Below are 26,958 nucleotides of genomic sequence, written 5' to 3'. Positions count from 1 at the left end.
GGATAAATATGAAGATTCTCCCCACCAAAACTTGCTTTTCTCGCCACGGAAACTTACCTTTGTGCCTATACAAAAATAGAACAAGGATTCTGTTTCTACAAACAAAGCCTTTATTCTTAAAAATAAAATTTCTATTCCTTGGAATAAAGGCTTTATTCTAAGATTTCTCCGCCACCAAAAGAACTTTGCTCCGCAGGGAAAAGGACTTTGCAACGAAGGAAAGAAAAGAAAGGAGAACGCAACAATGACCACACGCTACCAAATGAAAGAAATGCCCGACTTGCAAGGCACGGGCGAACCAATCACCTACCCCAAGATGGTGATGACCGGACAGACCGGCACGCGCGAACTGGCGGAATACATCGCCATGACCTCGGGATTCTCGAAAGGCGTAACCGAAGGAATTATCTGCGAACTGGGCGAAGCCCTGGCCCACGAAATGGGAATGGGACGCTCGGTGAAGATAGAAGGATTGGGCGTATTCACCCCCGCACTGTCCATCTACCCCGACAAGGAACGCGAACAGCCCCAAGAAAGCACCACGAAGCGAAACGCGCGGAGCATCTACGTAAGTGGCGTGAACTTCCGCACGGACAAGGCCTTGATTAGAGAAACCAACCATTGGTGCGAACTGGAACGTGCCTCCTGGAAACCCGCACGTTCGTCGAAGAAATACACTCCCGAACAACGTCTGGCTCTGGCGCATCAGTATCTGGACAAGCATGCCTTCCTTACTGTCAGCATCTACCGGCAACTGACCGGACTCGTCCGCTCCACCGCCACCGTGGAACTGCGCAAATGGGCACATACTCCCGGCAGCGGAATCGATACAAGCGGCATCGGAAGCCATAAGGTATACGTGAAAAGGAAAGAAAGCGTCATCCCTTGAGGTTTCGATAATTATAGGTATCTTTGCCGGTCCTAATGGCTTTTATACAATGAAGAAACTAAAAAATACATAATATGGCAAAAGAAAAAATCATCCTTACGGGCGACCGCCCCACAGGACGCCTGCACATAGGACACTATGTAGGCTCATTGAGAAGAAGAGTGGAACTGCAAAACTCCGGCTTATACGACAAGATTTTCATCTTCATCGCCGACGCACAAGCGCTGACGGACAATATGGAGAATCCGGAAAAGGTGCGCCAGAACGTCATCGAGGTGGCACTGGACTACCTGGCTTGCGGACTGGACCCGACGAAGAGTACCATCTTCATCCAATCCCAGATACCGGAACTCTGCGAACTGACCTTCTACTATATGGACCTGGTGACCGTGAGCCGCCTGCAACGCAACCCGACGGTAAAGACCGAAATCCAGATGCGTAATTTCGAGACAAGCATCCCCGTAGGTTTCTTCACCTACCCCATCAGCCAGGCAGCGGACATTACCGCCTTCCGCGCCACTACCGTGCCCGTGGGCGAAGACCAGGAGCCGATGATTGAACAAGCTCGTGAAATCGTACGCCGTTTCAACTATATATATGGTGAAACCCTCGTGGAACCAGAAATCCTGTTGCCCGACAATGCAGCCTGCCTGCGCCTGCCGGGAACGGACGGCAAAGCCAAGATGAGCAAGAGCCTCGGCAACTGTATCTATCTTTCGGACTCCGCCGACGAGGTGCAGAAGAAGGTGAAGAGCATGTATACCGACCCCGACCACCTGCGTGTACAAGACCCCGGAAAATTGGAAGGCAACACCGTATTCACTTACCTGGATGCCTTTTGCCGTCCGGAACACTTCGGCCTTTATCTGCCCGAATATCCGAATCTGAACGAACTGAAAGCCCACTACCAACGTGGCGGTCTGGGCGATATGAAAGTGAAGAAGTTCCTCAACGAAATTATGCAGGAGACACTGGAGCCTATCCGCAACCGCCGCAAGGAGTTTGAAAAAGACATCCCCGCCATCTACGACATGCTGAAGAAAGGTTGCGAAACTGCCAGGGAAACCGCTGCCGCAACCTTGGACGATGTACGCAAGGCTATGAAGATAAACTACTTTGATGATGCGGAACTGATTGCAGAGCAAGTAAAGAAATTCGGCGGAGAATAAGGGATAGGAGATACGAGTTACAGAAGTTACGAGTTACAAGGAGCTACCTGTTACAAGTTACTGGTTACAAAAAATGAGGGGCATGCGTCATAATAACGCATGCCCCTTCTCATTTCTATAACTCGTAACTCCTTGTAGCTTGTAGCTCGTAGCTTTCTAATTGGCAGATTTCACCAATACCACACGGTTCAGAATCGGCTGTCCGAACTTATCGACACCACCACCGGCATCCACCTTCAGGCGGTCAGCAGGAATTCCGTATTGTTTTACCAATACATCGACCACGGCTTGTGCACGCTTCAAACTCAACTCTTTGTTGAATGCCGGCGTACCGGTTGCAGAGTCTGCATATCCGTTTACAGTGTAAGTGGCGTTCGGGAACTGTTTCATCTGGTCTGCCAGATAAGACAAGTTCATTGCTTCACGTGGAGAGACTTCGGCAGAACCGATATTGAAGAATACGGTACGCGGTGCTATATCCGGATCGGGAACAATCACTTCGGTTTCCGTAACTTCGGCCACCGGCTGGTTCTGTGCAGCCACCAATGCATTCTGCAGCTGCTGGTTGGCAGCTCCCATCTCTGCAAGCTGTGCCTGCATGGCAGCCAGCTCTACCTGAGAAATCAACTGAGGCATCGGGCGACGGAATCCACGGGCGGGGAAACGGTATGTCAACCCTACCGTTGCACTCAGCACGCCATCATATCCATGATCGCCGCCAACTTCGCCATCGAACTTATCTTCAACGCCCATTGCGCTCAGCTCCAGGTTAATATCTATCGCATTGGAAATACGGAAGCGATTGATGATACCCGCGTTTACAGACAGAGCTTCGCGGTGAGGCTTTGTGTAGTTGTGAGTGAAGCCAGCACCTACATAAGGAATGATTTCATACACACGGTGCTGGTTGTATCCTCCAAACAGCGCATTCAGATTGAACATCACATCTCCGTGCAGATTCATATAGTCGAAACGCTGTTTGTAGTAGCCGTCATCCATCTGAGTGCCTTTCACGTAGTCAGCACCTGCATCATACGTATATCCTCTTGCCTGAAGGCCGCTATATTGCAGACGTACTCCCAGTCCCGGGGTGAACCATTTGCCGATGGCAAAATTCAGCGTCGGACTGATACGCTTGCCAAAACTTCCTGCCTTATCATTATCTCCAAAAGTTGCTTCGGCACCACCGCCTATAGAGAAAAACCAATTACTCCAGAACGGATTAGTGATTACCTGATATTTATCCTGAACCTGGATAACACCAAATTCTTCCACAACTTCAGTCTTTTGCTGCGCCATGGCAACAGAAGACACACCAGCTAAAGCCAGTAACATTAGAATCTTTTTCATATACCTTAAAATAGTTAAGTGGTTAATTAAACTCTTTATCATTCAAACTGTCTAATTAACGCCAACAGAACTAAAAGGTTCTGAATATTTGTACTTTTTTTGCCTTGATGCAAAAGAAAGTACTCTTCCTTATTTGGAGAAAAGCTTTTCTATGTCGTCTTCTTTAATGGTCGCCAGCACCGTCTTTCCGTCCGGAGTATAATTCGGGGATGGGCATGCAAACAGATTGTCCACGAGATTGGACATTTCCTCGTTGCTCAGCACTTGTCCATAGACGATGGCCGCAGCACGTGCCAAGGTCGATGCAAGAATTGTCTGCACCTCTTCCTTAACGTCATTCCCTTTTTCCATAGCAGTATGTACCATATTCCGGACCAATTCTACCGGGTTCAACCCCTCTATGCCCGAAGGTATGCCGTTGATGGCATAGCTGCCGCCACCCAGCGGGCTCAAATCGAAGCCTACTGCCGACAAATCTTCCAATATACTTTCCAGTACGGCAGCTTCCGAAGCCGGCAACTGGATAATCTCCGGAAACAATACCCCCTGGGATACGCCTTGTTTCTGTCGAATCTGGCTCATATAGCGGTCGAACAATACCCGGACATGCGCCCGGTGCTGGTCTATCAGCATCAGACCCGATTTAACGGAAGTCAGAATAAAACGCCCCTTGAACTGGAAGTGTTGCGCTCCTTTCTCTACCGTTGCCTCATTGCCATAGAAAGAGGCGCTTGCCCCGGAAGGAACCGTTTCCTGGAAATAAGGAACCCTCTCCTCCTCTCTTGGAGCCGTACCGGTAACCGTATCCTCTACAAAAGGCTCTTCCTCCATCGGCTCGTTCATCCTGCTGGCTTTTTCCAAACCGGAATAAAGCCCCTCCCACTCCACTTTGGGGCGCGAATAATTGCCACCGCCTCCATAGGAAGAAGCGGAAGACGTCTTGAAGGGATTGAAATCCGTGTTATAGTGTACCTTCGGAGGCTCTATCGGACGAGCCTGCTCGAATGCAGGAATATCCGGCATGTCCTCGGTATCAAAATCGATAGTAGGTATAGCGCTAAACTTGCCTAAGGATTCCTTGACCGCAGCCGACAGAATCTGCCAGATAGCCTGCTCATTCTCGAACTTAATCTCCGTCTTCGTCGGATGGATGTTCACATCGATATTGGCAGGGTCTACCTCGAAATAAATAAAGTAGGAGATTTGCTCACCGGCAGGAATCAGCTGCTCATAAGCGTCCATCACCGCTTTGTGGAAATAGGGGTGACGCATATAACGCCCGTTCACAAAAAAGTATTGGTGCGCTCCTTTCTTGCGCGAGGTTTCCGGCTTGGCAACAAAACCGGAAATCTTTATCATCGTCGTATTGACGTCTACGGACAGCAACTGCTGATTCAGTTTCTTTCCGAAAACTGCCATGATGCGTTGCCGCAAAGGCATTACCGGAAGATTGAACAATTCCGTATCATTACTATACAGATAGAAGGCTACCTCAGGATGCACCAGCGCTATACGCTCGAATTCCGTAAGGATATTGCTCAACTCCGTAGAGTTGGCTTTCAGGAATTTACGCCGGGCAGGAATATTGAAGAATAGGTTCTTGATGGAAAAATTGCTTCCCTTAGGGCAGGAAACGGCTTCCTGGCCCTCGACTTTAGAGCCGGCAATCAACAGTCGCGTCCCCAGTTCCTCGCTGGCTGGGCGTGTTTTCAACTCCACTTCAGCTACCGCAGCAATGGAAGCCAACGCTTCTCCACGGAAGCCCATGGTGCGTAGGGCAAACAAATCGGCAGCTTCGCGTATCTTTGAAGTTGCATGGCGTTCAAAAGAAAGACGCGCATCCGTTTCGGACATCCCCTTTCCGTCATCAATCACCTGGATGCAGGTCTTGCCCGCATCGGTAATCAGCACATGTATTTCCTCTGCTTCGGCATCAATTGCATTTTCCACCAATTCCTTCACAACAGATGCCGGACGCTGAATCACCTCTCCGGCAGCAATCTGATTGGCAACCGAATCGGGCAGCAAATGAATGATATCGCTCATGATAATGTTTAATGATTAGAGATTAATGATTAATCATTATTAAATGATTCCGTTACTGATGGCATACCACAGATAAATCAGCACAGCTATGACAACAAGGATTATGCCCAAATGCATCGGCTTACGTCCGCTCTCCTTGCGCCGCTTCAAGTGAGTTGTTCCTTCTATGAATTTGCCCCGTATATCCTCGGGCGAGAATTCCTTTTCCGGCAGCATACCCAGGTCACGCTTGGCATTTTCTTCCATCTTCGCCAACTTCTCTTTCCGCTCATCCACATAGATATAGCTATGATTGAAGCCACGAGGCTTCCGCATTGCAAACATTCCCATGACGCTACTTATTATTTCGTTTAATATGCATATTCCTTGGCGAAGTTACAGGTTTCCGGTCACTTTTCTTCAATACTTCACCTGCTTTTTTAGCCCTCCACTCGAAGATGTCCTCCTTGTTGAGCGGACGGATGTAGTCGAACCAAACAAAAGAAGGCAGCCTGCTCTTATCTGGTGGAATCTGGTCCAAAGGATAGGCTGTACCGGTAGTCTTTCCAACAAAGACTCCGCGCTCCATTCTTCTCTCCTTCAAGTACATTTTCAAAAGTCCACCTTCCGAATAGTTCATCATAATCAGCGAACTGTCCTTCTCCTCTACCGGATAATACACCACCAATACATTGCCGTTTACCTCCACCAGACGCATGTCTCCATCTATGAAGAAAGCTTTCATCTCCTTACCGGAAACTTGGTTATAGTGAATACTGTCCTTTTTCTCTACCGTCAGGGCCTGATTGATGATATGTGCCCAGTCGATGGTACTATCGTTCATGTAAATTTTAATTTCCTCGCCCAACAACTGTTGTTCCCCGTGCCACAAGATAGGGTCGGTGTACATCGTCATGCAAGAGTCCTTGGAATTATACACCAACGAATCGCATACGGCCTGCACATCCGTGCGATAAGCACGCACCTTATGATAGGCACGCATCTCCCGGTACATGGAATCGGTATTCATATGGTAGGTAATCAGCCGCAAAGTATCACCGTGCATAAACAGACTGTCGCCCTGCGAATAGTCGATAGCTACGGCACGTTTGGTGGCAACGGCGCTTCCGGTCAGTTCGTTGTAGAAACAATAGTCGCCAGTCAACATGTTCCGGTTGACCGTATCATTCATCTGTACATTGTCAAAAGCCTCGCCGTATCCCAAGATGCGGTCGTAGAAAAGGCTGTCACCGGTCAGTTTCTTGCCTTCGTTAGTCAGTACGGAACGGTCGAGCAGTTCTGCCTGCTCAGTAGTCGTATTGTACACGCCACGTTCGGAATAAATATGATTTTGGTCACTCACAATGTCGGAGGGTCCTAAAATTGTGGCAATCTTAGTAGCTGTACTATACTTCAAGGTATCCGAAGTCAAAACAAACTTCGGGTTGACCAGCTTCACGTCGTGGTTGAAGACAGCCAACTTGGTGGCAGGGCTATATTCTCCCCATTCGGAAGTCAGCACATTATCCTCGTCGGTCAGCGTACCGCCTTCGAAGTAATAGCCCAAATCGTACAGACGGTCATAGTTCAAACTGTCGGTTGTCAGCACCGTATTACGATTTATCATACGTACATTCTCACGCAGCATGGCCAGCTGCGACATGCCGTCATAATACAGATAGTCTCCATAGATAAACAAGGTGTCACCCTGCTCCATACGCACATTGCCGAATGCCTCCACAGAATTTATCTTTTCGAATATCAGCGCACTGTCACAGAACATGTACATACTGTCATGCTTCATCCTCACCGAGCCGATGAGTACCTGCACATCAGGACGCAACTGTTTGTCCGCCTGCGCCTCATCTGCGTACAACAAATCGACGCGCGTCTTCTTCTTTTCCGGCGTCTCCGTCTTTTTCTGTTCAATCGAGTCCACTTTCTTCTTCTCTGGTGCACCAGTACTCTTCTTCTTGTCCTGCGCACTCAGCAGACAGATACCAAACAAGCATAGAATACCTACCAGGAGGTATCTATGCTTGTTCAGGAAATGATTTTTTGTATTCTTCTTTTGCATACAAATCTATGTAAATTCTTCCGGATTATTCTTTAATCCAGCCCGGATACTTGAACGTACAGTTATTCTTCCAATTATCCTTGATACGGACATATGTGTGCTTCTGCTTCTCACGAATCCACTTGTCCAGCACTTCGTCGCGGCGTTTCTCCAACACAATCTCTTTCAAGTTCTGATAGTCATCGGCAATGGTAGCCTTGTGTCCCGTCGTACGGCTCTTCAGTTTCACAATCACACACTCTTCTTTTCCGGTCTTTTGCGGAATCATGGTGAAGGCTTCGGAGATTTCGCCCACTTTCATCTTATCCACCACCTTGGCTATTTCAGGGGGAAGTTCCTGCATCTCAAAACGGGAAGTGTTCGTATTGGGATTCGGCAACAAACCATGATTGTTACGCGTATCCTTATCCTGCGAAAGCACTGAGGCAGCCTCTTCAAAAGAGAACTTGTTATTGCGGATATCATCGGCAATAGAATCCAAACGGGCACAACCGGCAGCCAGAGCTTCTTCCGGAATATGCGGTTTCAACAGAATGTGGCGTGTTTTAATACGGTCACCGCGCTTCTCTATCAACTGAATGATATGGAAACCATATTCAGACTCTACAATCTTGGAAACCTTGCTGGGGTCTTGCAAGTTGAAAGCTACATTGGCATAAGCGGGGTCCAGCATACCGCGTCCCGAAAACTCTATTTCACCGCCACGCATGGCCGAGCCACGGTCCTCGGAGTACAGACGAGCCAACATGGAAAAGCTTTCGCCCTTATTGACACGGTCGGTATACTCACGCAGACGCCTCTTTACATCTTCTATTTCCTCCAAAGGAACCTTGGGCTGCTGAGTGATAATCTGCACCTCCACCTGGGTAGGGATATAAGGAATGCTGTCCTGCGGCAAATCCTTGAAGTAACGGCGCACCTCAGCCGGAGTTATCTTAATCTCACCCACCAGTTTCTGCTGCATCTTCTGAACCTTCAATCCTTCACGGGCATTCTCGCGCAGCGTTTCACGAATCTGGCTGGAAGTCTTGTTGAAGTATTCCTCCATTTTCTCGCGCGAACCGATGTTGGCGATGTACATGTTCGTCATATAGTCCACACGCTGGATAACCTCACTCTCGGATACTTCGATACTATCGAGGGCAGCCTGGTGAAGATACAGCTTCTGCACGGCTATCTCCTCCGGTATCACGCAATAAGGGTCACGGTCAAATTTGCGTCCTTCATACAATGCACTCATACGTGCCTCTTCCACTTCGGACTTCAGTATAGCCTCGTCACCTACTACCCACACTACCTCGTCAATCACGTTGTCTTGTCCATAAACGGTAGAACCGACTAATAGCGTCAAGGCAAATAAAATTACAAACTTAAAGTTCATACACTGTTTCATTCTTGGTGTCTTATTCTAAATAATATTTAATCTTGTCTCTTTTCACCGCCCGTTGGTACAAATCATCCTTCACTTGCTTCATGAATTCCACCTGCTTCACGTTCAGCAGCATATCCTTCACTTGCCCACGGGCAAACTCATAGGGTTCCTGCTCTCCCATCGGGCGATAATCGCTCACATTCAGGAAATAATGGAAAGCCGTATCCTTCAGCTCTACATGGCGATTCTTGTCCAGATACTCGTCCACATCAGGAACCTTCAAGGGCAGCATATCCAGCACTTCCGATACCGGCACCCATTTATCATAAAAATACTCATACTTCACAGCATTCTGCAGACTGTACTTTTCCAGATGTTCCACCGCCTCACGGGTTTCCGTCTTGTACCAGCGACGAACATTACCCAGCTGCGGGGCTGTCAAAGGAACTTTGATGAACAAGCCTTTCATCAACGGACGTTCCACCTTGAAGAGCGCCTGGTTCTTCTCGTAATACTCCGTCAAGTCTTGTTCTGAAATCTCCTCTGATAGCCGCTGATGTATTAAAGCCTGCTGATAGGTATGCATTATCAATGCTTTGCGATAATTCTCCACAAGTTTATCAATCTCACCGTTATTGGGAATATTGCTCTGCGCTTTATCGTACAGCAAAATATCTTCCACCCAATTACGGATATAATGTTCTGCAAACAACAGACTGTCGTCTTTGGACAAACCGGCAGGAAGTACCGATTGCAAATCTTCCCGGTAAAGGAAATTGCCGTCCAACTCCACTAACGGTGTCCGCCCTTTATGGTCGTGCTGCTCGCTGCACGCCGCACAGAGAAGGAAAATTAAAAGCCCAAAGCAGGTTGTTCGCATCACCAACTGATATTTACTTCGTTTTGAGGTACGAAGATAGTGTTTTAATCGGTTGCATCAGTGATTATTAACGGTTTTTAAAACCTCTTGGTCAATTTCAACCTTACCGGCAGCACGCAACTTTGCCACCCAATGCGTTTCCAAATAGTTCCGATAAGCGGTTACGAGCGGCTCTCGCACCTCTTGCCAACTATCTGGTCCCTTCTGCTTACGACCTTGTACAGCAGTAAAGGGAAATGACAAAACCGGGGTTGCATTCTTCCCTTTGAACACCAATTCATCCACATATGCATTATCACCGGGAGCAAATAATCCTTGCTCTGCCCGCACCTTGGGAGTATCGCCGGCATTGAAAGTGAGACGGATGGCATCCATCCACTCCTCTTCCGGAATCTGTTTCAGAAATTTCCGTACTTGCTTCGCCACCCGCTTGGTAGTACAATGCAGCACAATACCCTTATAACGCGGTTCGTCCCAATGGAAGTCCGAACGGTGCGCCTCAAAATATGCTTTCAATCCCGCTTCATCCACCACACTCCTCTTTCCCACTTCACGGTCAGTGATTTCGGCAAGCAACATGCTGTCACGATACCCCTGCACCAACGCACAGAATTCGGGATGCTTCAATTCCAGACGGGAGTTTTCATAGTCCAGAATCGTTTTTACTGTAAAAGCCTCCAACTGTCTGCGCGTCCCTGCCGGATAAACAGCGGCAAATCCGGCAAACTCTTTTCCACCGTATGCCTTGCCATCCAGTGTAAACAATACACGGGAAGTGCTTCCTTTGGCCAGCAGTTCGTCGATACCGGCTTTATCCGGCATATAGTGATATTCTTTCTTCAGTTTATCCACAAAAGCCCGCGTTCCTTTATCCATTCCATGACGACGGGTTTGACAACGGATTATCTTGTCCTTCATCCTCTCAAAAGGAAGGATTTCCTGCTGTTCGAGTACTTTCACGATATGAATGCCTTGAGGAGTGAGGAACGGACGGGAAATCTCTCCGGCATTCAACCCGAATACAATATCCTCAAACTCCACCGGCATCTGCAGCCAACCCACCCAAAACGCTTTCTTCTCATCGGAAAATTGCTCGACGCAAGCATCGAAAGACGGCACAGCTCCCCCTTCCTTTGCAAGAGCCCTGTAGATAGAATCCATCCTGGACTCCATCTCACGCAAGGTATGACCGGAAATATTCTGGGGGAGATATTTAAAAATATGCTTCACATATACCCGGCCCGCACGCCGGCCGGATTTCATCTTGTCATAATACTGCCGTGCCTCCTGCTCTGCCGTCTCCTCATCTGTCAAGTATGATTTAATCAGACAGCGGCGATACTCATCCTGCTCCTTCTGGAAGACACGGGAAGTATCCAATCCCACAACTTCGGCAGCCTCTATTTTCAGCCTGAAGTCTATAAACTTATTCACATATGCATCCAATGCCTTCCGGCCTGCACCGACAGAGGTACCGCCCTTATTATAGCTACGTTCGAATTCAGAACGGAAGACCTCCTTTCCATTGATACGCATCAGTACCGGATCGTCCTGGGCCGAAACAGCCAATCCGAACCCGAGGAAGAAAAACACCCAAAACAATCTAACCATAAGCACCATCCGTTCTTTTTATACGGCTGCAAATATAAACAAAATGCCCGGAAAGCGGCAATCTCTCTCCAGGCATTCACTATTATTTTGTTATTATCTTACTCAGGACGGCTATAGTTCGGTGCCTCACTGGTTATAGACACATCGTGCGGATGACTTTCCAGTACACCTGCATTAGTAATGCGGGTAAACTTGGCATCGTGCAGTTTCTCTATATTGGCTGCACCGCAATATCCCATACCGGCACGCAGACCGCCAACCAACTGATAAATCACTTCATACAAAGTACCTTTATAAGGAACGCGAGCAGCAATGCCCTCCGGAACCAATTTCTTCACATCACTGGTACCGCTTTGGAAGTAGCGGTCCTTAGAGCCATTTTCCATAGCTTCCAGCGAGCCCATACCCCGATAGGACTTGAACTTACGACCGTTGAAAATAATCGTATCGCCCGGAGACTCTTCCGTTCCGGCAACCAGCGAACCGATCATCACGCTGTAACCACCGGCAGCCAACGCCTTCACCACATCGCCCGAGTAACGCAAACCGCCATCGGCAATCAAAGGAATACCCGTGCCCTTCAGTGCCTTTGCCACATCATAAACCGCAGACAACTGGGGAACACCCACACCGGCAACTACACGGGTAGTACAGATGGAACCCGGACCAATGCCCACCTTTACTCCATCAGCACCAGCCTCGACCAATGCCTTTGCAGCTTCACCAGTAGCAATATTACCAACAACAATATCAATATGAGGGAAATGCTCTTTGGCTTCTTTCAATTTTTCAATAACCCCTTTGGAATGTCCGTGAGCCGTATCAATGACAATGGCATCCGCCCCTGCATCCACCAAAGCCCGCATGCGCTCCAAAGTGTCATTCGTCACTCCCACTCCGGCAGCAACGCGCAGACGACCTTTGCTATCCTTGCACGCCATAGGTTTATCCTTTGCCTTGGTAATATCCTTATAGGTAATCAGACCTACCAATTTGTTGTCTTTATCTACTACCGGCAACTTCTCGATTCTATGTTCTTGCAGAATTTGAGAAACGGCCTCCATATCCGTCGTAGGATTGGTAGTAATGATGTTCTCCTTAGTCATCACCTCGTCGATACGCTTATTCATATCTTTCTCAAAACGAAGGTCACGATTGGTAACAATGCCTACCAAATATCTTTCATCATCTACCACCGGAATACCACCAATCTTGTATTCAGCCATCAAAGCCAGCGCATCAGCTACCGTAGAACCTCTCTTGATAGTCACCGGGTCATAAATCATACCGTTTTCGGCACGCTTCACAATAGCTACCTGACGTGCCTGCTCCTCAATGGACATATTCTTATGAATAACTCCGATACCACCTTCGCGGGCAATGGCAATAGCCATCTTCGCTTCGGTAACCGTATCCATGGCAGCAGTTACAAACGGGATTTTTAACTCAATGTTTCGTGAAAACTTAGTCGAGAGTTCGACTGTTTTGGGCAAGACTTCAGAATAAGCGGGGATTAACAGTACGTCGTCATAAGTTAATCCATCCATTACAATCTTATCAGCAATAAATGACATAGGGCTATGCGTTTAAAATTTATTGCGTGCAAATATACGGTTTTTATTCCATTCCGTATACTTGCACGCAACATTTTTTTCTTTTTTATCAACTAAAACCAATCAGTTTGCCATCTCTGAAATAAACTTGATGCGTACCAAACGTACCTCTTCTTCCGTAAAGTCATCACCCAACTCATCCAGAGCATCGTCAATCTTATCAGTGGTAGATTCCTTGAAATAATCATAGATATCCAGCAAGTGGTCTTCATCCATAATATCCTCCAAGAAATAGTCGATATTCAATTTCGTTCCGGAGTAGACGATAGCTTCTATCTCATCCAGCAGCTCTTCAAACTCAATGCCCTTTGACATGGCAATGTCATCCAATGCCACCTTACGGTCAATGGCCTGAATGATGGCCACCTTCATTTTTGACTTATTGGCCACAGTACGCACACGCAAGTCCTCGGGACGTTCAATCTCATTCTCCTCACAGTGCCGCTTAATGAGTTTACAGAATTCCTCGCCGTAGCGTTTTGCCTTTCCGGCTCCTACACCCGGTATGTTCTGCAACTCGTCCAAAGTCACCGGATATATGGTCGCCATCGCTTCCAAAGACGGGTCTTGGAAAATGACATAAGGAGGCACTTCCAACTTCTTGGACAACTTCTTTCGTAAGTCCTTCAACATGGAGTACAATGCCGGGTCTACCGCACACGCACCGCCTCCACGTGCAGGTGCTTCCTCTTCCACATCCTCAAAGTCATTGTCTTCCACTATTTTGAATGATTTGGGATGTTTAAGGAACTTCTTACCGTCATCTGTCACTTTCAGCAAGCCATAGTTTTCGACATCCTTACTCAGGTAACCGGCAATAAGTGCCTGACGGATCACAGCATTCCACGTTTTGTCTTCTTCGCCCATACCAGAGCCGAACACTTCGAGATCTTCATGCAGATGCGCCTGCACTTCTGAAGTTTCCTTACCTTGTATTATGTCTATAATATAGTCCGCTTTAAAATTTTCTTTCACCGCGAGAATAGCTTCAATCACGGTACACAATAATTCTTGAGCTTCCACTTGTTTTTTCGGATTTAAACAATTGTCACAATTACCACAATTTTCTTCTATATATTCTTCGCCGAAGTAATGAAGCAATGCTTTTCGGCGGCATACGGAAGATTCGGCATACGCAGCAGTCTCCAGCAGAAGCTGCTTGCCAATTTCCTGCTCTGCTACAGGTTTGCCTTGCATAAACTTCTCGAGCTTCTGCAAGTCTTTATTGGTATAGAAAGTAATACACTGCCCTTCTCCTCCATCTCTTCCGGCACGTCCGGTCTCCTGGTAATATCCTTCCAGACTTTTGGGTATATCGTAATGGATGACATAGCGCACATCCGGTTTGTCAATCCCCATACCAAAAGCAATGGTAGCTACAATCACATCAATTTTTTCCATCAGGAAATCATCCTGGTTCTGTGTTCGTGTAGCCGAATCCATTCCGGCATGATAGGCACGGGCATTGATTCCGTTTGCCTGCAGGATTTCAGCAAGTTCCTCCACTTTCTTCCGGCTCAGGCAATAGATAATGCCTGACTTTTCGGGATTGTTCTTAATGAACTTGATGATGTCCCGGTCTACATTTGCAGTCTTGGGGCGTACCTCATAATAGAGATTCGGGCGGTTGAACGATGACTTGAACACCTGTGCATCCACCATACCCAGATTCTTCTGGATGTCATGCTGCACTTTCGGTGTAGCCGTCGCAGTCAACGCTATCAGAGGGGCTTTTCCTATTTCATTGATAATGGGACGGATGCGGCGATACTCAGGACGGAAGTCATGACCCCATTCAGAAATACAATGGGCTTCGTCCACGGCATAGAACGAAATCTTCACCGTTTTCAGAAACTCCACATTCTCTTCCTTCGTCAGTGATTCCGGAGCTACATACAACAGCTTTGTCTTACCACTGAGTATGTCGGACCGGACCTGGTCTATCGCGCTCTTGTTTAGGGAAGAATTGATGAAGTGGGCTATCCCATCCTCTTCGCTGAAGTTACGCATCGCATCGACCTGATTCTTCATCAAGGCAATCAGAGGAGAAATCACGATACCCGTGCCCTCCATCAACAAGGACGGCAGTTGGTAGCACAAAGATTTTCCACCACCGGTAGGCATCAACACGAATGTATCATTACCCGCCAACAGATTCTCTATGATTGCTTCCTGATTTCCTTTAAATGTATCGAACCCGAAGTATTTCTTCAGCTGGTCTATCAAATTAATCTTCTTCCCTGCCATGATTCATTAGGTTGTTGTTTATTGAGTTAACTTTTAATAGTGGTACTCCGCCTTGTTTTCACAAAGAACCCTAACAAAGTTATAAACAACTTCTTAAATTTCAAGCATAATCCATCGAATATTTTTCAATAAAAAGTAAAATAGTCGGTTTTACCCCGTATTACCATCTGATTCTTAAGCACTTTGCAGTCGTGCTATATTTGCCTTTTCAAGCTGGCGCTTGGCGTAGTCCAACGTCACAACAAAATTGTCCTTCTGTTCTGACGGAATTTCGAACATGGCATCCATCATAATTGTCTCCACAATGGAACGCAAGCCGCGGGCTCCCAACTTATATTCTACCGCTTTATCCACGATATATTCAAATACAGCATCTTCAAACGTCAGCTTCACATTGTCCATCTCAAACAGTTTGATGTATTGCTTGATGATGGAATTCTTCGGTTCCGTAAGAATGGAGCGCAATGCCGCACGGTCCAACGGATTCAGATAAGTCAGCACCGGAAGGCGGCCGATAATCTCGGGAATCAGTCCGAACGACTTCAAATCCTGCGGAGCAATGTACTGCATCATGTTGCTCTTATCAATGGTTGCCGTATTGCGTACAGCGCTATACCCGACAACGTGCGTATTCAGCCGCTGGGCAATTTTCTTTTCAATGCCATCGAAAGCCCCACCGCAAATGAACAGAATATTCTTGGTATTGACCGGAATCATTTTCTGGTCGGGATGCTTGCGCCCACCCTGGGGAGGCACATTCACCACAGAACCTTCCAGCAGTTTCAGCAATCCCTGCTGCACGCCTTCACCACTCACATCACGGGTTATGGAAGGATTATCACCCTTGCGCGCTATTTTGTCTATCTCATCAATAAACACGATACCTTGCTCTGCCTCGGGCACGTTATAATCCGCCACCTGGAGCAGACGTGTCAAAATGCTTTCAATGTCCTCACCCACATAACCTGCCTCTGTCAGAACTGTTGCATCTACAATAGTAAAAGGAACATGCAGCAACTTTGCGATAGTACGCGCCAATAACGTCTTTCCCGTACCGGTACTGCCTACCATGATGATGTTCGATTTTTCAATCTCCACATCATCACCGCCGTCCTTCTGGAGCAGACGTTTGTAATGGTTGTACACCGACACAGACAAGAAACGCTTGGCATCGTCCTGACCAATGACATATTGATCGAGGAACTTCTTTATTTCTACGGGTTTAGGAAGTTCTTTCAGATTCAGCTTCGTGGCACTTGCCTTCTTGCCAGCCCCCAAAGCCTCCTGAGTAATCTCATAAGCCTGGGTGGCGCAACTGTCGCAGATATAGCCATTCATCCCCGTTATGAGAAATCCGACTTCATCTTCGGTGCGACCGCAAAAACTGCATCTATTTTTATTCTTTCTTGAATCTGCCATATTTATTTTTTAATCAAAACCTCATCTACCATACCATATTCTTTGGCTTCCTGGGCTGTCATCCAGTAGTCACGGTCAGAATCTGCCCATACCTTGTCAAAGGGAGTGTGGGAGTGGTCGGCGATAATGGTATAAAGTTCTTTCTTCAACTTCTGGATTTCACGTGCCGTGATTTCAATATCCGAGGCCTGCCCCTGGGCACCTCCCATCGGCTGGTGTATCATCACGCGGGAGTGGGTCAATGCGGAGCGTTTGCCTTCGGCACCGGCAACCAGCAATACGGCTGCCATGCTTGCCGCCATTCCAGTACAGATGGTAGCCACATCACTACTGATGAACTGCATGGTATCATAAATACCCAGACCGGCATATACCGAACCGCCCGGCGAATTGATATAGATGGAAATATCCTTGCCCGGATCCACCGAATCCAGATAAAGCAACTGAGCCTGCAAAGTATTGGCTGTATAGTCATCAACCTGCGTACCGAGGAAAATGATGCGGTCCATCATCAGACGGGAAAACACGTCCAACTGCGTTACATTGAGCTGGCGTTCCTCGAGGATATAGGGATTCAAATAGCCGGCTTGTGATTTAATCACATCGTCCAGCACCAAACTGTTCATACCAAGATGCTTGGTAGCGTATTTTCTAAAATCATCCATTTCTTTCTATTTTTTAATTTATAAGGATACAAAGAAACAAAAAAGAACACAGAGACACAAAAAAACACAGAGTTATAGTTTGTCAAACTCTGTGTTTCTTTATAAATTTTAGCCGTAGGCTCACATTACTCTTATGCAAACATCTTATTGAACTCTTCAGCAGAAACGTTCTTATGCTCCAGTTCCACCTGAGACTTCAATGCTGTAGCCAATTTAGATTCAACCACACGATTAACCAAGCCTTCTATGCTCTCTTTCTTCTTAAGCATTTCCTTTGAGTAGTTTTCCAGGATTTCTTCAGGCACACTCATCATACCATATTGTGCAAACTGTGCGCGGGTAGCTTCCTTAGCCATGTTTGTGATGTCTTCCTGCTCAACCTTGATATCATTGGCTTTCACCAGCTGTTCTTTAATCAGGTGCCAAGTCAGCTCTTCGATGCTCTTGTCATAGTTGTCCTCTACAAAGCTTTCTTCCTTGTCAGGATTGTTCAGACGCATAATGCGCTTCAGTAATGCATCCGGGAATTCCAGCTTGCCTACTTTCTCTGTCAGCATCTTACGTGCGTCAATCAAGAACTTATAGTCACTGTCTGCCACGAACTGGTTGGCAATAACTTCCTTCACTTTGGCACGGAATTCCTCTTCCGTTTTCACATTACCTTCGCCAAATACCTGGTCGAAAATTTCCTGAGTCAAGTCACCCGGAACGAAACGTGTGATTTCTTCTACCTGGAAGCTGAAATTGGATTTTACTTCGGGAGCAGTTTCCTTGTCAATCTTCAATAAAGAAGACAATTCGGCAGCATTTCCGTCCCAAGCTGTATTCGGATTGAATACAAGCACATCGTTCACTTTTGCACCGGCAAAGATAGCTTTCTGTTCATCATTTTTCATGTACGAAGGCATCATTACAGCACCTTCCACCTGAATACCACCCTCTTTGGTATTACCTTCTTCATCCAGTTCAGCAAGCAAACCTTTCAGCATGTCATTGTCCTCGTAAACGTCTACCTTGTCATACTTGCCGTTACGTTGAGTGTAAGCCTTGACCTGGTTATCCACCATTTCGTCTGTAACTTCAATAGTATAGTAATCTACCTTATCTTTTGCACTGACTTCAGCTTTAAATTCCGGAGCCAAAGCAATATCAAACAAGAATTCGAACTCTTCCATAGTATCGAAATCAATTTCCTGCTGCTTGTCTTCGTTGGGCAAAGGCTCGCCCAATATATTTACCTTATTGTCCTGGATATACTTATATACTGTTTCTGAAAGCAGCTTGTTCACCTCTTCAGCCAATGCAGACTTACCATACATTTTCTTAACTAAGCTCATAGGAACCATTCCCTTACGGAAACCGGGAATCTGTGCCTTCTGACGGAAGCTCTTCAATGATTTGTCTACTTTTTCCTGATAATCTGCTTTCTCAAGCTTTACAGTAAGCAGTGCGCTTACTTTGTCAATGTTTTGTAATGAAACGTTCATTCTGACAATTATTTATTTGATTTATACTTTGTTCCATATCTCAAATGGGCGTGCAAAATTAGCGTTATTCTTTCAATTATCAAAAGAACATTGCCGATTTATTTCAGTTTAATTCTTGGATAGAGCGGTAGAAGAGCCCAACCATCGGACTGACAACGGAGGACGTTTATGGGAAAGATACTCAGGGAAAAGACGATGATAAACCGAACCGTCCAGTTTCTATGAAGAGAAATGGGAGTTGCCCGAAGGCACGACAATCTACAAAAATAATTAAGGAAAAACATTGTTTATCCGAATTTTATGCGTTTCTTTGTCGCGGAATGATGGCGCATTAGTTTTTCGATTTCCATTACATGGTTTTTACTTCCGTTTTCAAGAACGCTTTTGTAAACTCTCTGTCGTTGTAATCCATTTATTATTCAGCCTTCCTTCCAAGAGAGTTTTATTCATTATATTTATTTTATCAATTTCATTATGAACATTTATGTTGGAAACCTTAACTACCGCGTTAAGGAGAGTGACCTGCAGAAGGCAATGGAAGATTACGGTACAGTATCTTCTGTAAAATTTATCAATGACCGCACCACCGGACGTTTCAGAGGCATCGCTTTTGTAGAAATGGAAGATGACGCTGCTGCAGCTAAAGCTATTGCCGAACTAGACGGTGCTGAATTCTTCGGCCGCCAGATGGTAGTGAAAGAAGCAAGACCTCCAAAATATTAATCATAGAGATTTAAGGAGAAATAAAAAAAGGCCACTGAATGAGTGGTCTTTTTTTATTTCTATCAATCGACAGTATCCGGGATTACTTCATAAAATCCTTGCGACGAAGTACGAAGCTATTACTCAGATACTTTTCACGTACAATCTTATTCTCGGCCAACTCTTCCGGCGTACCCTGGAACAAAATTTTTCCTTCAAATAGCAGATAAGCACGATCGGTAATGCTCAGCGTCTCCTGCACATTGTGGTCAGTAATCAAAATGCCGATATTCCTATCTTTCAACTTCCACACAATCTGCTGAATATCCTCCACTGCAATCGGGTCTACACCGGCAAAAGGCTCGTCCAACATAATAAATTTGGGGTCAATGGCCAGACAACGGGCAATTTCTGTACGGCGCCGCTCGCCACCTGACAACTGGTTACCCTTGTTCTTCCTTACCTTCTGCAAGCGGAACTCTGCAATCAGGCTCTCCAGCTTGTCTTTCTGATACTCCAAAGGCTTGTCGGTCATTTCCAGTACAGATGCAATATTGTCTTCCACACTCATTTGACGGAACACGGAAGCCTCCTGCGCCAAATAACCGATACCCGTCTGCGCACGCTTGTATACCGGATATTTCGTTATATCCAAATCATTCAAGAAGATACGTCCCTCATTGGGAGTAATCAGCCCTACGGTCATATAAAACGAAGTTGTCTTACCGGCGCCATTCGGCCCCAGCAAACCGACAATCTCCCCTTGCTTCACATCAATGGACACATGGCTCACTACCGTACGCTTTCCGTACTTTTTCACCAAATCCTCCGTACGCAGCACCATGCTACCTTCCTCCCGTGTCTCTGCCCCGGCAGTCAAGCTTGGTCCGGCCTGCAGATTTTCCTTAACTTCCTCTACATTGTCCTTTATGCCTTTTTCTTCTTCCATACTCTAAAGGTTTTCGCCGCAAATGTAGCAAAAATAAGCCGAAATAGTGTACATTTGCATTCAAATACTTATATGTCATGTTTAAAGCACTTAAGACAGTGGGACGATATATCATACTGATGGGACGCGTATTTGCCCGTCCCGAACGTATGCGTATGTTTTTCCGCCAATATGTCAACGAGTTGGAACAGCTCGGCGTGAACTCTATCGGCATCGTATTGCTGATATCGTTCTTCATCGGAGCTGTAATCACCATACAGATAAAGTTGAACATCGAGAGTCCTTTCATGCCTCGATGGACAGTGGGATATGTAACCCGAGAAATCATGCTGCTGGAATTCTCCTCCTCCATCATGTGTCTGATTCTGGCAGGAAAGGTCGGGTCAAACATCGCCTCGGAGCTGGGCACCATGCGAGTCACCCAGCAGATAGACGCCCTTGAAATTATGGGTGTCAATTCCGCCAACTATCTCATCCTACCGAAAATTGCCGCTATGGTGACAACCATTCCACTGATGGTGACGTTCAGTATATTCGCCGGCATCATAGGTGCCTTCTGTACTTGCTGGTTCGGCGGCATCATGTCGGCGGTAGATTTGGAATACGGCTTGCAGTACATGTTTGTCGAATGGTTTATTTGGTGCGGCATCATCAAGTCACTGTTCTTTGCCTTTATCATTGCCAGCGTATCGGCATTCTTCGGTTACACCGTCGAAGGCGGTTCCATCGAAGTGGGCAAGGCGTCCACCGACTCCGTAGTATGCAGCAGCGTACTTATCTTATTCGCCGACCTAATATTAACTCAACTTTTAATGGGATGATTGAACTGAAAGGACTTTGCAAATCATTTGAAGAAAAAGAGGTACTGAAAGATATCAATGCCACTTTCGAGAATGGAAAGACCAACCTGATTATAGGGCAGAGCGGTTCGGGAAAAACCGTACTCATGAAATGTATCGTGGGTCTGCTGACACCGGACAAAGGAGAATTGTTGTATGACCACCGCAACTTCCTCGCCATGGGAAAGAAGGAAAAGAAAGCGCTCCGCCGGGAAATGGGAATGATTTTCCAAAGTGCCGCGCTGTTCGATTCCATGACGGTACTGGACAATGTGATGTTTCCACTGAACATGTTCAGCAACGATACCCTGCGCGATCGGACTCGTCGTGCCATGTTCTGCTTGGAGCGTGTAAACCTGATTGAAGCCAAAGACAAATTTCCCGGAGAAATCAGCGGCGGTATGCAGAAACGCGTAGCCATTGCCCGTGCCATTGCCCTAAACCCGCAATACTTGTTCTGTGACGAGCCGAATTCAGGACTTGACCCCAAGACCTCGCTTGTCATCGACGAACTGATACAAGATATAACCCGAGAATACAATATGACTACTCTCATCAACACTCATGACATGAACTCTGTAATGGGTATCGGAGAAAAAATCATCTATATTTACGAAGGACACAAAGAATGGGAAGGCAATAAAGACGATATCTTCACTTCCACCAACGAGCGGTTGAACAGTTTCATATTTGCATCTGACCTATTCCGGAAAGTCAAAGAAGTGGAGATACAGAACCTTGAAGGATAAAACCACACCTCATTTTCTAACCTATTACATAAGAAAGCGTCCGGAAGCTATGTTCCGGACGCTTTCTCTTCATAAAACCAGTTAATAGAATCGACTATATCATCACGATATATTTTACTTCTGCCGGATATAGATATTTATCGGAGTTCCGGTCAACTTCCATTTCTCACGCATCTTATTTTCCAGGAATCGTCTGTAAGGCTCTTTCACATATTGTGGAAGATTTGCAAAATAAACAAATGACGGTACCTGGGTATTGGGCAACTGCGTAATATACTTTATCTTGATATACTTACCCTTAATTGAAGGGGGTGGATACGCCTCGATAAGCGGCAGCATTTCCTCGTTCAAACGAGCTGTCGGAATACGCGTCATACGATTTTCGTACACATCACGCGCCTCTTCCAATACCTTCAGAATACGCTGTTTGGTCAGTGCCGAAGCAAAGATGATAGGAAAATCCACAAACGGAGCGAAACGGTTGCGGATAGCATCTTCGAAAGTCTTCATCACCTTCACAGTCTTGTCCTTCACCAAGTCCCACTTATTCACCACAACCACCAGCCCCTTGGCATTCTTCTGTATCAAGGAGAAGATATTCAAATCCTGGCTTTCGATGCCACGCGTAGCGTCTACCATCAAAATACATACATCTGCATTCTCAATGGAACGAATGGAACGGATTACGGAGTAGTACTCCAAATCCTCATTCACCTTGTTCTTCTTACGGATACCCGCCGTATCTACCAGGTAGAAATCAAAACCGAATTTATTGTAGCGGGTATAGATAGAATCGCGCGTGGTACCGGCAATCTCCGTCACGATGTTGCGGTCTTCTCCAATAAAGGCATTGACTATGGAAGACTTTCCGGCATTAGGGCGTCCCACTACTGCAAAGCGGGGAATATCCTCGTCCAGAATTTCATCAGATTCCTTCTTGAACTTGCTGACGATAAGGTCCATCATATCGCCCGTACAGCTACCCGTTACAGCAGAAATACAATAAGGGTCACCCAAACCCAAGCTATAGAACTCAGGGGCATTGTATTGCAGTTCATGATTATCAGTCTTATTGGCAACCAGCAACACAGGCTTCTTGGCACGACGCAAGATGGCAGCTACCTGCTCGTCGAGGTCCGTAACCCCATTCATCACATCCACCACAAACAGTATCACGTCGGCTTCGTCCACCGCCATCAATACCTGCTTACGAATCTCTTCTTCGAAAATATCATCAGAGTTCACTACCCAACCGCCGGTATCTACCACGGAGAACTCACGTCCCAACCATTCGGTCTTTCCATATTGGCGGTCACGGGTGGTTCCCGCTTCCTCATTCACAATTGCCTGACGTGTCTTGGTCAGACGGTTAAATAATGTAGACTTTCCCACATTGGGACGTCCTACGATTGCAACTAAATTTCCCATAGTTCACACTCTTTGTTTTTTGCGACTGTCACAGTCGTATGAATAACTCTTAATCCAGCTGATAACCAAAATTACGCAGTTCCTTGTCCGAACTCCGCCAATCCTTATCAACTTTCACAAACGTCTCCAGGAATATCGTTTTCCCGAAAAACCTCTCCAAATCACGGCGCGCTTCAGTAGCCACTTTCTTCAAAGCCTTCCCCTGCTTGCCTATGATAATACCTTTTTGCGAATCACGCTCCACATAGATTACGGCACTGATATGAATCTTCTTTGCCTCCTCCTTAAACTGTTCTACCATCACCTCCACCGAATAAGGGATTTCCTTATCGTAGTACAACAGAATTTTCTCACGGATTATTTCGGTCACGAAGAAACGCGCCGGCTTGTCCGTCCACTGGTCCTTGTCGAAATAGGGAGGAGAGTCGGGCAACAGCTCCTTCACCCGCTTCATGACATAATCCACATTAAATTTCGAAGTAGCAGAGATAGGAATAATTTCCGCCTTCGGCAGCAATTCCTTCCATGCTTCCACCAGTTCCACCAGCTTTTCCTGGTTGCTTAAATCAATCTTATTGATAAGCAGCAATACCGGAACGTCCAAGTGTCCTACTTTCTCCACAAAATCATTATGCTTGTCGGGAGTCTCAACCACATCTGTCACATACAGCAACACATCTGCATCCGCCAATGCCGAAGTGGAGAAATTAAGCATGGACTCCTGCAACTTATAGTTTGGCTTCAATACACCCGGAGTGTCCGAAAACACAATTTGCATGTCATCCGTATTATAGATGCCCATAATCCGATGACGGGTGGTCTGCGCCTTGAAAGTGGCGATAGAAATACGCTCACCTACCAAAACGTTCATCAATGTGGATTTGCCCACATTCGGATTTCCCACGATATTTACAAAACCTGCTTTGTGCATGACTTCAGTATTTGAATTGAGACAAAAAAACGCATCGAATCGAAATAGGATGCGTTTTATCATATTATATTTAGCAATAGTATGTTACTGCTTCTTTCCGTCGTATCCCCACTTCACATACACGGCTCCCCAGGTAAATCCTGCGCCGAATGCAGTGAAAATAAGATTGTCGCCTTTCTTCAGCTTATCTTCAAAGTCCCAGATACAAAGAGGCAACGTAGCAGCACTGGTATTGCCGTAACGTTCGATATTAATCAGTACTTTCTCACGAGGAACTTCCAGACGATGTGCCACAGCATCGATGATACGAAGATTGGCCTGGTGCGGAATCACCCAGTCAATACTATCCTTTGTCAGACCGTTTTTCTCGGCAATGGCCGCGCTAACATCCGACATATTGGATACGGCATACTTAAACACAGTACGTCCTTCCTGATAAATGTAATGCATGTGGTTGTCTACGGTAAAATAAGAGGGAGGACAAACCGAACCACCCGCTTTCATATGCAGGAAAGGCAAACCTTTGCCGTCGGTTCTCAGAATAGCATCCATAATACCTACATCTTCTGTTGTCGGCTCGAGCATGAAAGCTGCAGCGCCGTCTCCAAAGATAGGACAAGTAGCACGGTCTGTATAATCAACCATTGACGACATCTTGTCGGCTCCCACAATGATAACCTTCTTATATCTTCCAGAACGGATGAAATTGGCCGCCGTCTCCATCAGATAGAGAAATCCGCTGCAGGCTGCCTGCAAGTCAAAAGCATATGCATTTTTCAGCCTTAACTTATCACATAAAATAGAAGCTGTAGAAGGGAAATGATAATCCGGAGTGGAAGTAGCTACAATCACCAGATCTATATCATCCGGATCCGCGCCAGTACGTTGCATCAGCTGTTTGGCAACTTTACGCGCCATATAGGAACTACCTAACCCTTCTTCATTCAGGATACGTCTTTCCTTTACTCCGATACGAGTCATAATCCATTCGTCATTCGTATCCACCATTCTTGAGATTTCGTCGTTCGTCAAGACGTAATCAGGTACATAACCGCCGACTCCTGTAATTACTGCATTTATTTTTTCCATTAAAATCTTGTTTACTTATAGAACTACTGAAACAACGGTAGTCTAAAAAGGTTTGCTTATTAAATTACAAATCTTTTTAGACGCCCGATATTCAAGTATAAGTTTTAGTCAAACTGACCGTAATTATACGGCAGCTTCCTTTTCAACTGCAAGCTTACCTCTATAGTAACCACATGCACCACATACAGTGTGATATACATGCCACTCACCACAATTCGGGCAAATAGCCAGTGTAGGAGCTACTGCTTTATCATGAGTTCTTCTCTTCGCAGTTCTTGTTTTTGACTGTCTTCTCTTAGGATGTGCCATTTTCTTTAATCTTTAATTGTTATCTAATATTTTCTTTAATTCGTCCCAACGCGGGTCTACCTGCGTTTCTTCTTCATTCATCAGCTCCACCTCTTCTTCCGGAGCAAATGTGTCCTCAGCCATATCATCATCCGGAGTAGTGCGCATATGCTTACTCAATTTGCTGGTCATTGCCTTGTTACACTTACCCGGAGCATGCACATGCTTCATGGGGATGGCCAAAGCTACAAACTCGTACATAAACCATGCTACATTAATCTCACCTTCCTCTTCGGGAATTACAATGAGATTGTCACCTTCTTCGGCATATTCATGACCGAACTTAACCAGCAGCTTATCTGTCGAGCTGACAAGCTGTTCCATATCGTCCAAACAACGGTCACATGGCACCCACACCATTCCGTCTGTCTGGAAGTTCAATTCGAAAGCACGAGATGTTTTCTTTACAACTAACACCACATTGACTTTACCCTTCTGCACTTCCGGTCCATCAATATTGGCAAAGAAAAGGTTGTCTAGCACAAACTCATATTTGCATGAATCTGCTTGCATACCTTTCAGGTCTATTTTGTATTTATCAAACTTTCCCAAAGCTTCTTTTGTTTATTCGGGCGACAAAGATACGAATAATTATCCTCATTATGTAGTATTTAGAGTAAAATATTCATTTTTTTATGTTCATTTCACCCTGATATCACTACAAATCAGCAGAAAACTCATGGCCTAAAACACAAGAACAATCCATGCCGGCATCCAAGTATATGTAAAGATATAAAACGAACAAAGCCTCCGTATCCTTATCAGACACGGAGGCTTCTTCTGAAAACGGCGACTACCTACTCTCCCACTGTTACGCAGTACCATCGGCGTGACCGGGCTTAACTTCTCTGTTCGGAATGGGAAGAGGTGGAACCCCGGTGCTGTAGTCACCTGAATAAGGCAGACATGATGAGAAAAAAGTAAAGTGTCCATACATTGCTGAACGTATATACCTCCATACACGGAAGGCAAAAAGTGGACGGGCAATTAGTAATGCTCGGCTATGACATCGCTGCCTGTACACCTGCATCCTATCAACGTCGTAGTCTACAACGACCCTGAGAAATCTAATCTTGTGGCTGGCTTCGTACTTAGATGCTTTCAGCACTTATCCAATCC

23 protein-coding genes and 2 rRNA genes are annotated in these 26,958 nt (G+C 46.1%); 5 read left to right on the top strand and 20 right to left on the bottom strand.

The features are described 5' to 3' along the window. The first annotated feature begins 244 nt into the window (after positions 1-244). On the top strand, positions 245-889 hold the full coding sequence (locus tag ACESTD_RS05045; protein ID WP_005833449.1) for an HU family DNA-binding protein: 645 nt from the start codon (positions 245-247) through the stop codon (positions 887-889). Positions 890-963: 74 nt separating this feature from the next. After that, entirely contained in the window at positions 964-2,058 is a 1,095-nt protein-coding gene (trpS, locus tag ACESTD_RS05040) for a tryptophan--tRNA ligase (RefSeq protein ID WP_057281542.1), read from the top strand. Positions 2,059-2,214: 156 nt separating this feature from the next. Here trpS and ACESTD_RS05035 read toward each other — a convergent pair whose 3' ends face one another. From ACESTD_RS05035 to tig, 12 genes are all read right to left on the bottom strand, one after another. Next, entirely contained in the window at positions 2,215-3,408 is a 1,194-nt protein-coding gene (locus ACESTD_RS05035; RefSeq protein ID WP_009037822.1) for an OmpA family protein, read from the bottom strand. 129 nt (positions 3,409-3,537) lie between these two features. Then, complete coding sequence (mutL, locus tag ACESTD_RS05030) at positions 3,538-5,454, bottom strand: DNA mismatch repair endonuclease MutL (RefSeq protein WP_005829573.1); 1,917 nt, start codon at positions 5,452-5,454, stop codon at positions 3,538-3,540. A gap of 39 nt (positions 5,455-5,493) precedes the next feature. Beyond that, entirely contained in the window at positions 5,494-5,784 is a 291-nt protein-coding gene (locus ACESTD_RS05025) for a hypothetical protein (protein WP_005829571.1), read from the bottom strand. Between the two features lie 4 nt (positions 5,785-5,788). Next, positions 5,789-7,510 carry an OstA-like protein gene (locus tag ACESTD_RS05020; protein ID WP_022401785.1) on the bottom strand — a complete coding sequence of 574 codons (1,722 nt, stop codon included), beginning with the start codon at positions 7,508-7,510 and terminating at the stop codon, positions 5,789-5,791. A 25-nt stretch (positions 7,511-7,535) separates the two neighbouring features. Then, positions 7,536-8,903 carry a peptidylprolyl isomerase gene (locus ACESTD_RS05015; protein WP_005829568.1) on the bottom strand — a complete coding sequence of 456 codons (1,368 nt, stop codon included), beginning with the start codon at positions 8,901-8,903 and terminating at the stop codon, positions 7,536-7,538. 10 nt (positions 8,904-8,913) lie between these two features. Continuing rightward, on the bottom strand, positions 8,914-9,762 hold the full coding sequence (locus ACESTD_RS05010) for a peptidylprolyl isomerase (protein ID WP_022401784.1): 849 nt from the start codon (positions 9,760-9,762) through the stop codon (positions 8,914-8,916). Positions 9,763-9,819: 57 nt separating this feature from the next. Then, the gene (locus ACESTD_RS05005; protein ID WP_373158707.1) at positions 9,820-11,382 is read right to left on the bottom strand and encodes a peptidylprolyl isomerase; all 1,563 of its coding nucleotides are present in this window, start codon (positions 11,380-11,382) and stop codon (positions 9,820-9,822) included. A gap of 89 nt (positions 11,383-11,471) precedes the next feature. Continuing rightward, on the bottom strand, positions 11,472-12,947 hold the full coding sequence (gene guaB, locus ACESTD_RS05000) for an IMP dehydrogenase (RefSeq protein WP_117600772.1): 1,476 nt from the start codon (positions 12,945-12,947) through the stop codon (positions 11,472-11,474). A 102-nt stretch (positions 12,948-13,049) separates the two neighbouring features. Next, the gene (recQ, locus tag ACESTD_RS04995) at positions 13,050-15,233 is read right to left on the bottom strand and encodes a DNA helicase RecQ (RefSeq protein ID WP_005829559.1); all 2,184 of its coding nucleotides are present in this window, start codon (positions 15,231-15,233) and stop codon (positions 13,050-13,052) included. Between the two features lie 174 nt (positions 15,234-15,407). Beyond that, positions 15,408-16,652, bottom strand: coding sequence for an ATP-dependent Clp protease ATP-binding subunit ClpX (clpX, locus tag ACESTD_RS04990; protein WP_005829557.1), 1,245 nt, complete (start codon positions 16,650-16,652; stop codon positions 15,408-15,410). Between the two features lie 2 nt (positions 16,653-16,654). After that, a complete protein-coding gene (gene clpP / locus ACESTD_RS04985; protein WP_005829555.1) occupies positions 16,655-17,317 on the bottom strand; it encodes an ATP-dependent Clp endopeptidase proteolytic subunit ClpP in 663 nt (220 codons plus the stop codon). 131 nt (positions 17,318-17,448) lie between these two features. Then, positions 17,449-18,804, bottom strand: coding sequence for a trigger factor (tig, locus tag ACESTD_RS04980; RefSeq protein WP_373158706.1), 1,356 nt, complete (start codon positions 18,802-18,804; stop codon positions 17,449-17,451). 474 nt (positions 18,805-19,278) lie between these two features. On the opposite strand from tig, the gene ACESTD_RS04975 reads away from it, so the two are divergent. Then, the gene (locus tag ACESTD_RS04975) at positions 19,279-19,527 is read left to right on the top strand and encodes an RNA-binding protein (RefSeq protein ID WP_005829545.1); all 249 of its coding nucleotides are present in this window, start codon (positions 19,279-19,281) and stop codon (positions 19,525-19,527) included. An 82-nt stretch (positions 19,528-19,609) separates the two neighbouring features. Here the strand turns inward: ACESTD_RS04975 and lptB are convergent, their stop codons facing one another. Continuing rightward, entirely contained in the window at positions 19,610-20,350 is a 741-nt protein-coding gene (lptB, locus tag ACESTD_RS04970; protein ID WP_034523256.1) for an LPS export ABC transporter ATP-binding protein, read from the bottom strand. A 182-nt stretch (positions 20,351-20,532) separates the two neighbouring features. Here lptB and ACESTD_RS04965 point away from each other — a divergent pair, with 182 nt between their 5' ends. Continuing rightward, positions 20,533-21,276 carry an ABC transporter permease gene (locus tag ACESTD_RS04965; protein WP_005829541.1) on the top strand — a complete coding sequence of 248 codons (744 nt, stop codon included), beginning with the start codon at positions 20,533-20,535 and terminating at the stop codon, positions 21,274-21,276. After that, positions 21,273-22,043 carry an ABC transporter ATP-binding protein gene (locus tag ACESTD_RS04960; RefSeq protein ID WP_005829539.1) on the top strand — a complete coding sequence of 257 codons (771 nt, stop codon included), beginning with the start codon at positions 21,273-21,275 and terminating at the stop codon, positions 22,041-22,043. The genes ACESTD_RS04965 and ACESTD_RS04960 overlap by 4 nt, the downstream gene beginning before the upstream one ends. Before the next feature lie 114 nt (positions 22,044-22,157). Here the strand turns inward: ACESTD_RS04960 and der are convergent, their stop codons facing one another. From der to ACESTD_RS04925, 7 genes are all read right to left on the bottom strand, one after another. Next, complete coding sequence (der, locus tag ACESTD_RS04955; protein ID WP_373158705.1) at positions 22,158-23,471, bottom strand: ribosome biogenesis GTPase Der; 1,314 nt, start codon at positions 23,469-23,471, stop codon at positions 22,158-22,160. 49 nt (positions 23,472-23,520) lie between these two features. Continuing rightward, positions 23,521-24,402 (bottom strand): GTPase Era, encoded by an 882-nt coding sequence (gene era, locus ACESTD_RS04950; protein WP_016274452.1) that lies wholly within the window; start codon positions 24,400-24,402, stop codon positions 23,521-23,523. A gap of 84 nt (positions 24,403-24,486) precedes the next feature. After that, a complete protein-coding gene (locus ACESTD_RS04945; RefSeq protein ID WP_373158704.1) occupies positions 24,487-25,491 on the bottom strand; it encodes a beta-ketoacyl-ACP synthase III in 1,005 nt (334 codons plus the stop codon). A gap of 123 nt (positions 25,492-25,614) precedes the next feature. Next, positions 25,615-25,800 carry a 50S ribosomal protein L32 gene (rpmF, locus tag ACESTD_RS04940; protein WP_004288267.1) on the bottom strand — a complete coding sequence of 62 codons (186 nt, stop codon included), beginning with the start codon at positions 25,798-25,800 and terminating at the stop codon, positions 25,615-25,617. 12 nt (positions 25,801-25,812) lie between these two features. Then, positions 25,813-26,391 carry a DUF177 domain-containing protein gene (locus ACESTD_RS04935; RefSeq protein ID WP_005829530.1) on the bottom strand — a complete coding sequence of 193 codons (579 nt, stop codon included), beginning with the start codon at positions 26,389-26,391 and terminating at the stop codon, positions 25,813-25,815. A 232-nt stretch (positions 26,392-26,623) separates the two neighbouring features. Further along, positions 26,624-26,734, bottom strand: a 5S ribosomal RNA gene (gene rrf, locus ACESTD_RS04930). Between the two features lie 72 nt (positions 26,735-26,806). Further along, positions 26,807-26,958, bottom strand: a 23S ribosomal RNA gene (locus ACESTD_RS04925); the annotation flags it as partial.

The organism is Bacteroides sp. AR20 (assembly GCF_964250605.1).
GTDB lineage: Bacteria > Bacteroidota > Bacteroidia > Bacteroidales > Bacteroidaceae > Bacteroides > Bacteroides uniformis.
The sequence above is the reverse complement of the archived record's forward strand: the minus strand, read 5'-3'. Positions and strand labels throughout refer to the sequence as shown.

What these genes read in the sequence shown, in the direction of transcription:
- ACESTD_RS05045 (WP_005833449.1), top strand. Translation starts at nt 245, where the DNA reads ATGACCACACGCTACCAAATGAAAGAAATGCCCGACTTGCAAGGCACG.
- trpS (WP_057281542.1), top strand. Translation starts at nt 964, where the DNA reads ATGGCAAAAGAAAAAATCATCCTTACGGGCGACCGCCCCACAGGACGC.
- ACESTD_RS05035 (WP_009037822.1), bottom strand. Translation starts at nt 3,408, where the DNA reads ATGAAAAAGATTCTAATGTTACTGGCTTTAGCTGGTGTGTCTTCTGTT.
- mutL (WP_005829573.1), bottom strand. Translation starts at nt 5,454, where the DNA reads ATGAGCGATATCATTCATTTGCTGCCCGATTCGGTTGCCAATCAGATT.
- ACESTD_RS05025 (WP_005829571.1), bottom strand. Translation starts at nt 5,784, where the DNA reads ATGGGAATGTTTGCAATGCGGAAGCCTCGTGGCTTCAATCATAGCTAT.
- ACESTD_RS05020 (WP_022401785.1), bottom strand. Translation starts at nt 7,510, where the DNA reads ATGCAAAAGAAGAATACAAAAAATCATTTCCTGAACAAGCATAGATAC.
- ACESTD_RS05015 (WP_005829568.1), bottom strand. Translation starts at nt 8,903, where the DNA reads ATGAAACAGTGTATGAACTTTAAGTTTGTAATTTTATTTGCCTTGACG.
- ACESTD_RS05010 (WP_022401784.1), bottom strand. Translation starts at nt 9,762, where the DNA reads ATGCGAACAACCTGCTTTGGGCTTTTAATTTTCCTTCTCTGTGCGGCG.
- ACESTD_RS05005 (WP_373158707.1), bottom strand. Translation starts at nt 11,382, where the DNA reads ATGGTGCTTATGGTTAGATTGTTTTGGGTGTTTTTCTTCCTCGGGTTC.
- guaB (WP_117600772.1), bottom strand. Translation starts at nt 12,947, where the DNA reads ATGTCATTTATTGCTGATAAGATTGTAATGGATGGATTAACTTATGAC.
- recQ (WP_005829559.1), bottom strand. Translation starts at nt 15,233, where the DNA reads ATGGCAGGGAAGAAGATTAATTTGATAGACCAGCTGAAGAAATACTTC.
- clpX (WP_005829557.1), bottom strand. Translation starts at nt 16,652, where the DNA reads ATGGCAGATTCAAGAAAGAATAAAAATAGATGCAGTTTTTGCGGTCGC.
- clpP (WP_005829555.1), bottom strand. Translation starts at nt 17,317, where the DNA reads ATGGATGATTTTAGAAAATACGCTACCAAGCATCTTGGTATGAACAGT.
- tig (WP_373158706.1), bottom strand. Translation starts at nt 18,804, where the DNA reads ATGAACGTTTCATTACAAAACATTGACAAAGTAAGCGCACTGCTTACT.
- ACESTD_RS04975 (WP_005829545.1), top strand. Translation starts at nt 19,279, where the DNA reads ATGAACATTTATGTTGGAAACCTTAACTACCGCGTTAAGGAGAGTGAC.
- lptB (WP_034523256.1), bottom strand. Translation starts at nt 20,350, where the DNA reads ATGGTGCTGCGTACGGAGGATTTGGTGAAAAAGTACGGAAAGCGTACG.
- ACESTD_RS04965 (WP_005829541.1), top strand. Translation starts at nt 20,533, where the DNA reads ATGTTTAAAGCACTTAAGACAGTGGGACGATATATCATACTGATGGGA.
- ACESTD_RS04960 (WP_005829539.1), top strand. Translation starts at nt 21,273, where the DNA reads ATGATTGAACTGAAAGGACTTTGCAAATCATTTGAAGAAAAAGAGGTA.
- der (WP_373158705.1), bottom strand. Translation starts at nt 23,471, where the DNA reads ATGGGAAATTTAGTTGCAATCGTAGGACGTCCCAATGTGGGAAAGTCT.
- era (WP_016274452.1), bottom strand. Translation starts at nt 24,402, where the DNA reads ATGCACAAAGCAGGTTTTGTAAATATCGTGGGAAATCCGAATGTGGGC.
- ACESTD_RS04945 (WP_373158704.1), bottom strand. Translation starts at nt 25,491, where the DNA reads ATGGAAAAAATAAATGCAGTAATTACAGGAGTCGGCGGTTATGTACCT.
- rpmF (WP_004288267.1), bottom strand. Translation starts at nt 25,800, where the DNA reads ATGGCACATCCTAAGAGAAGACAGTCAAAAACAAGAACTGCGAAGAGA.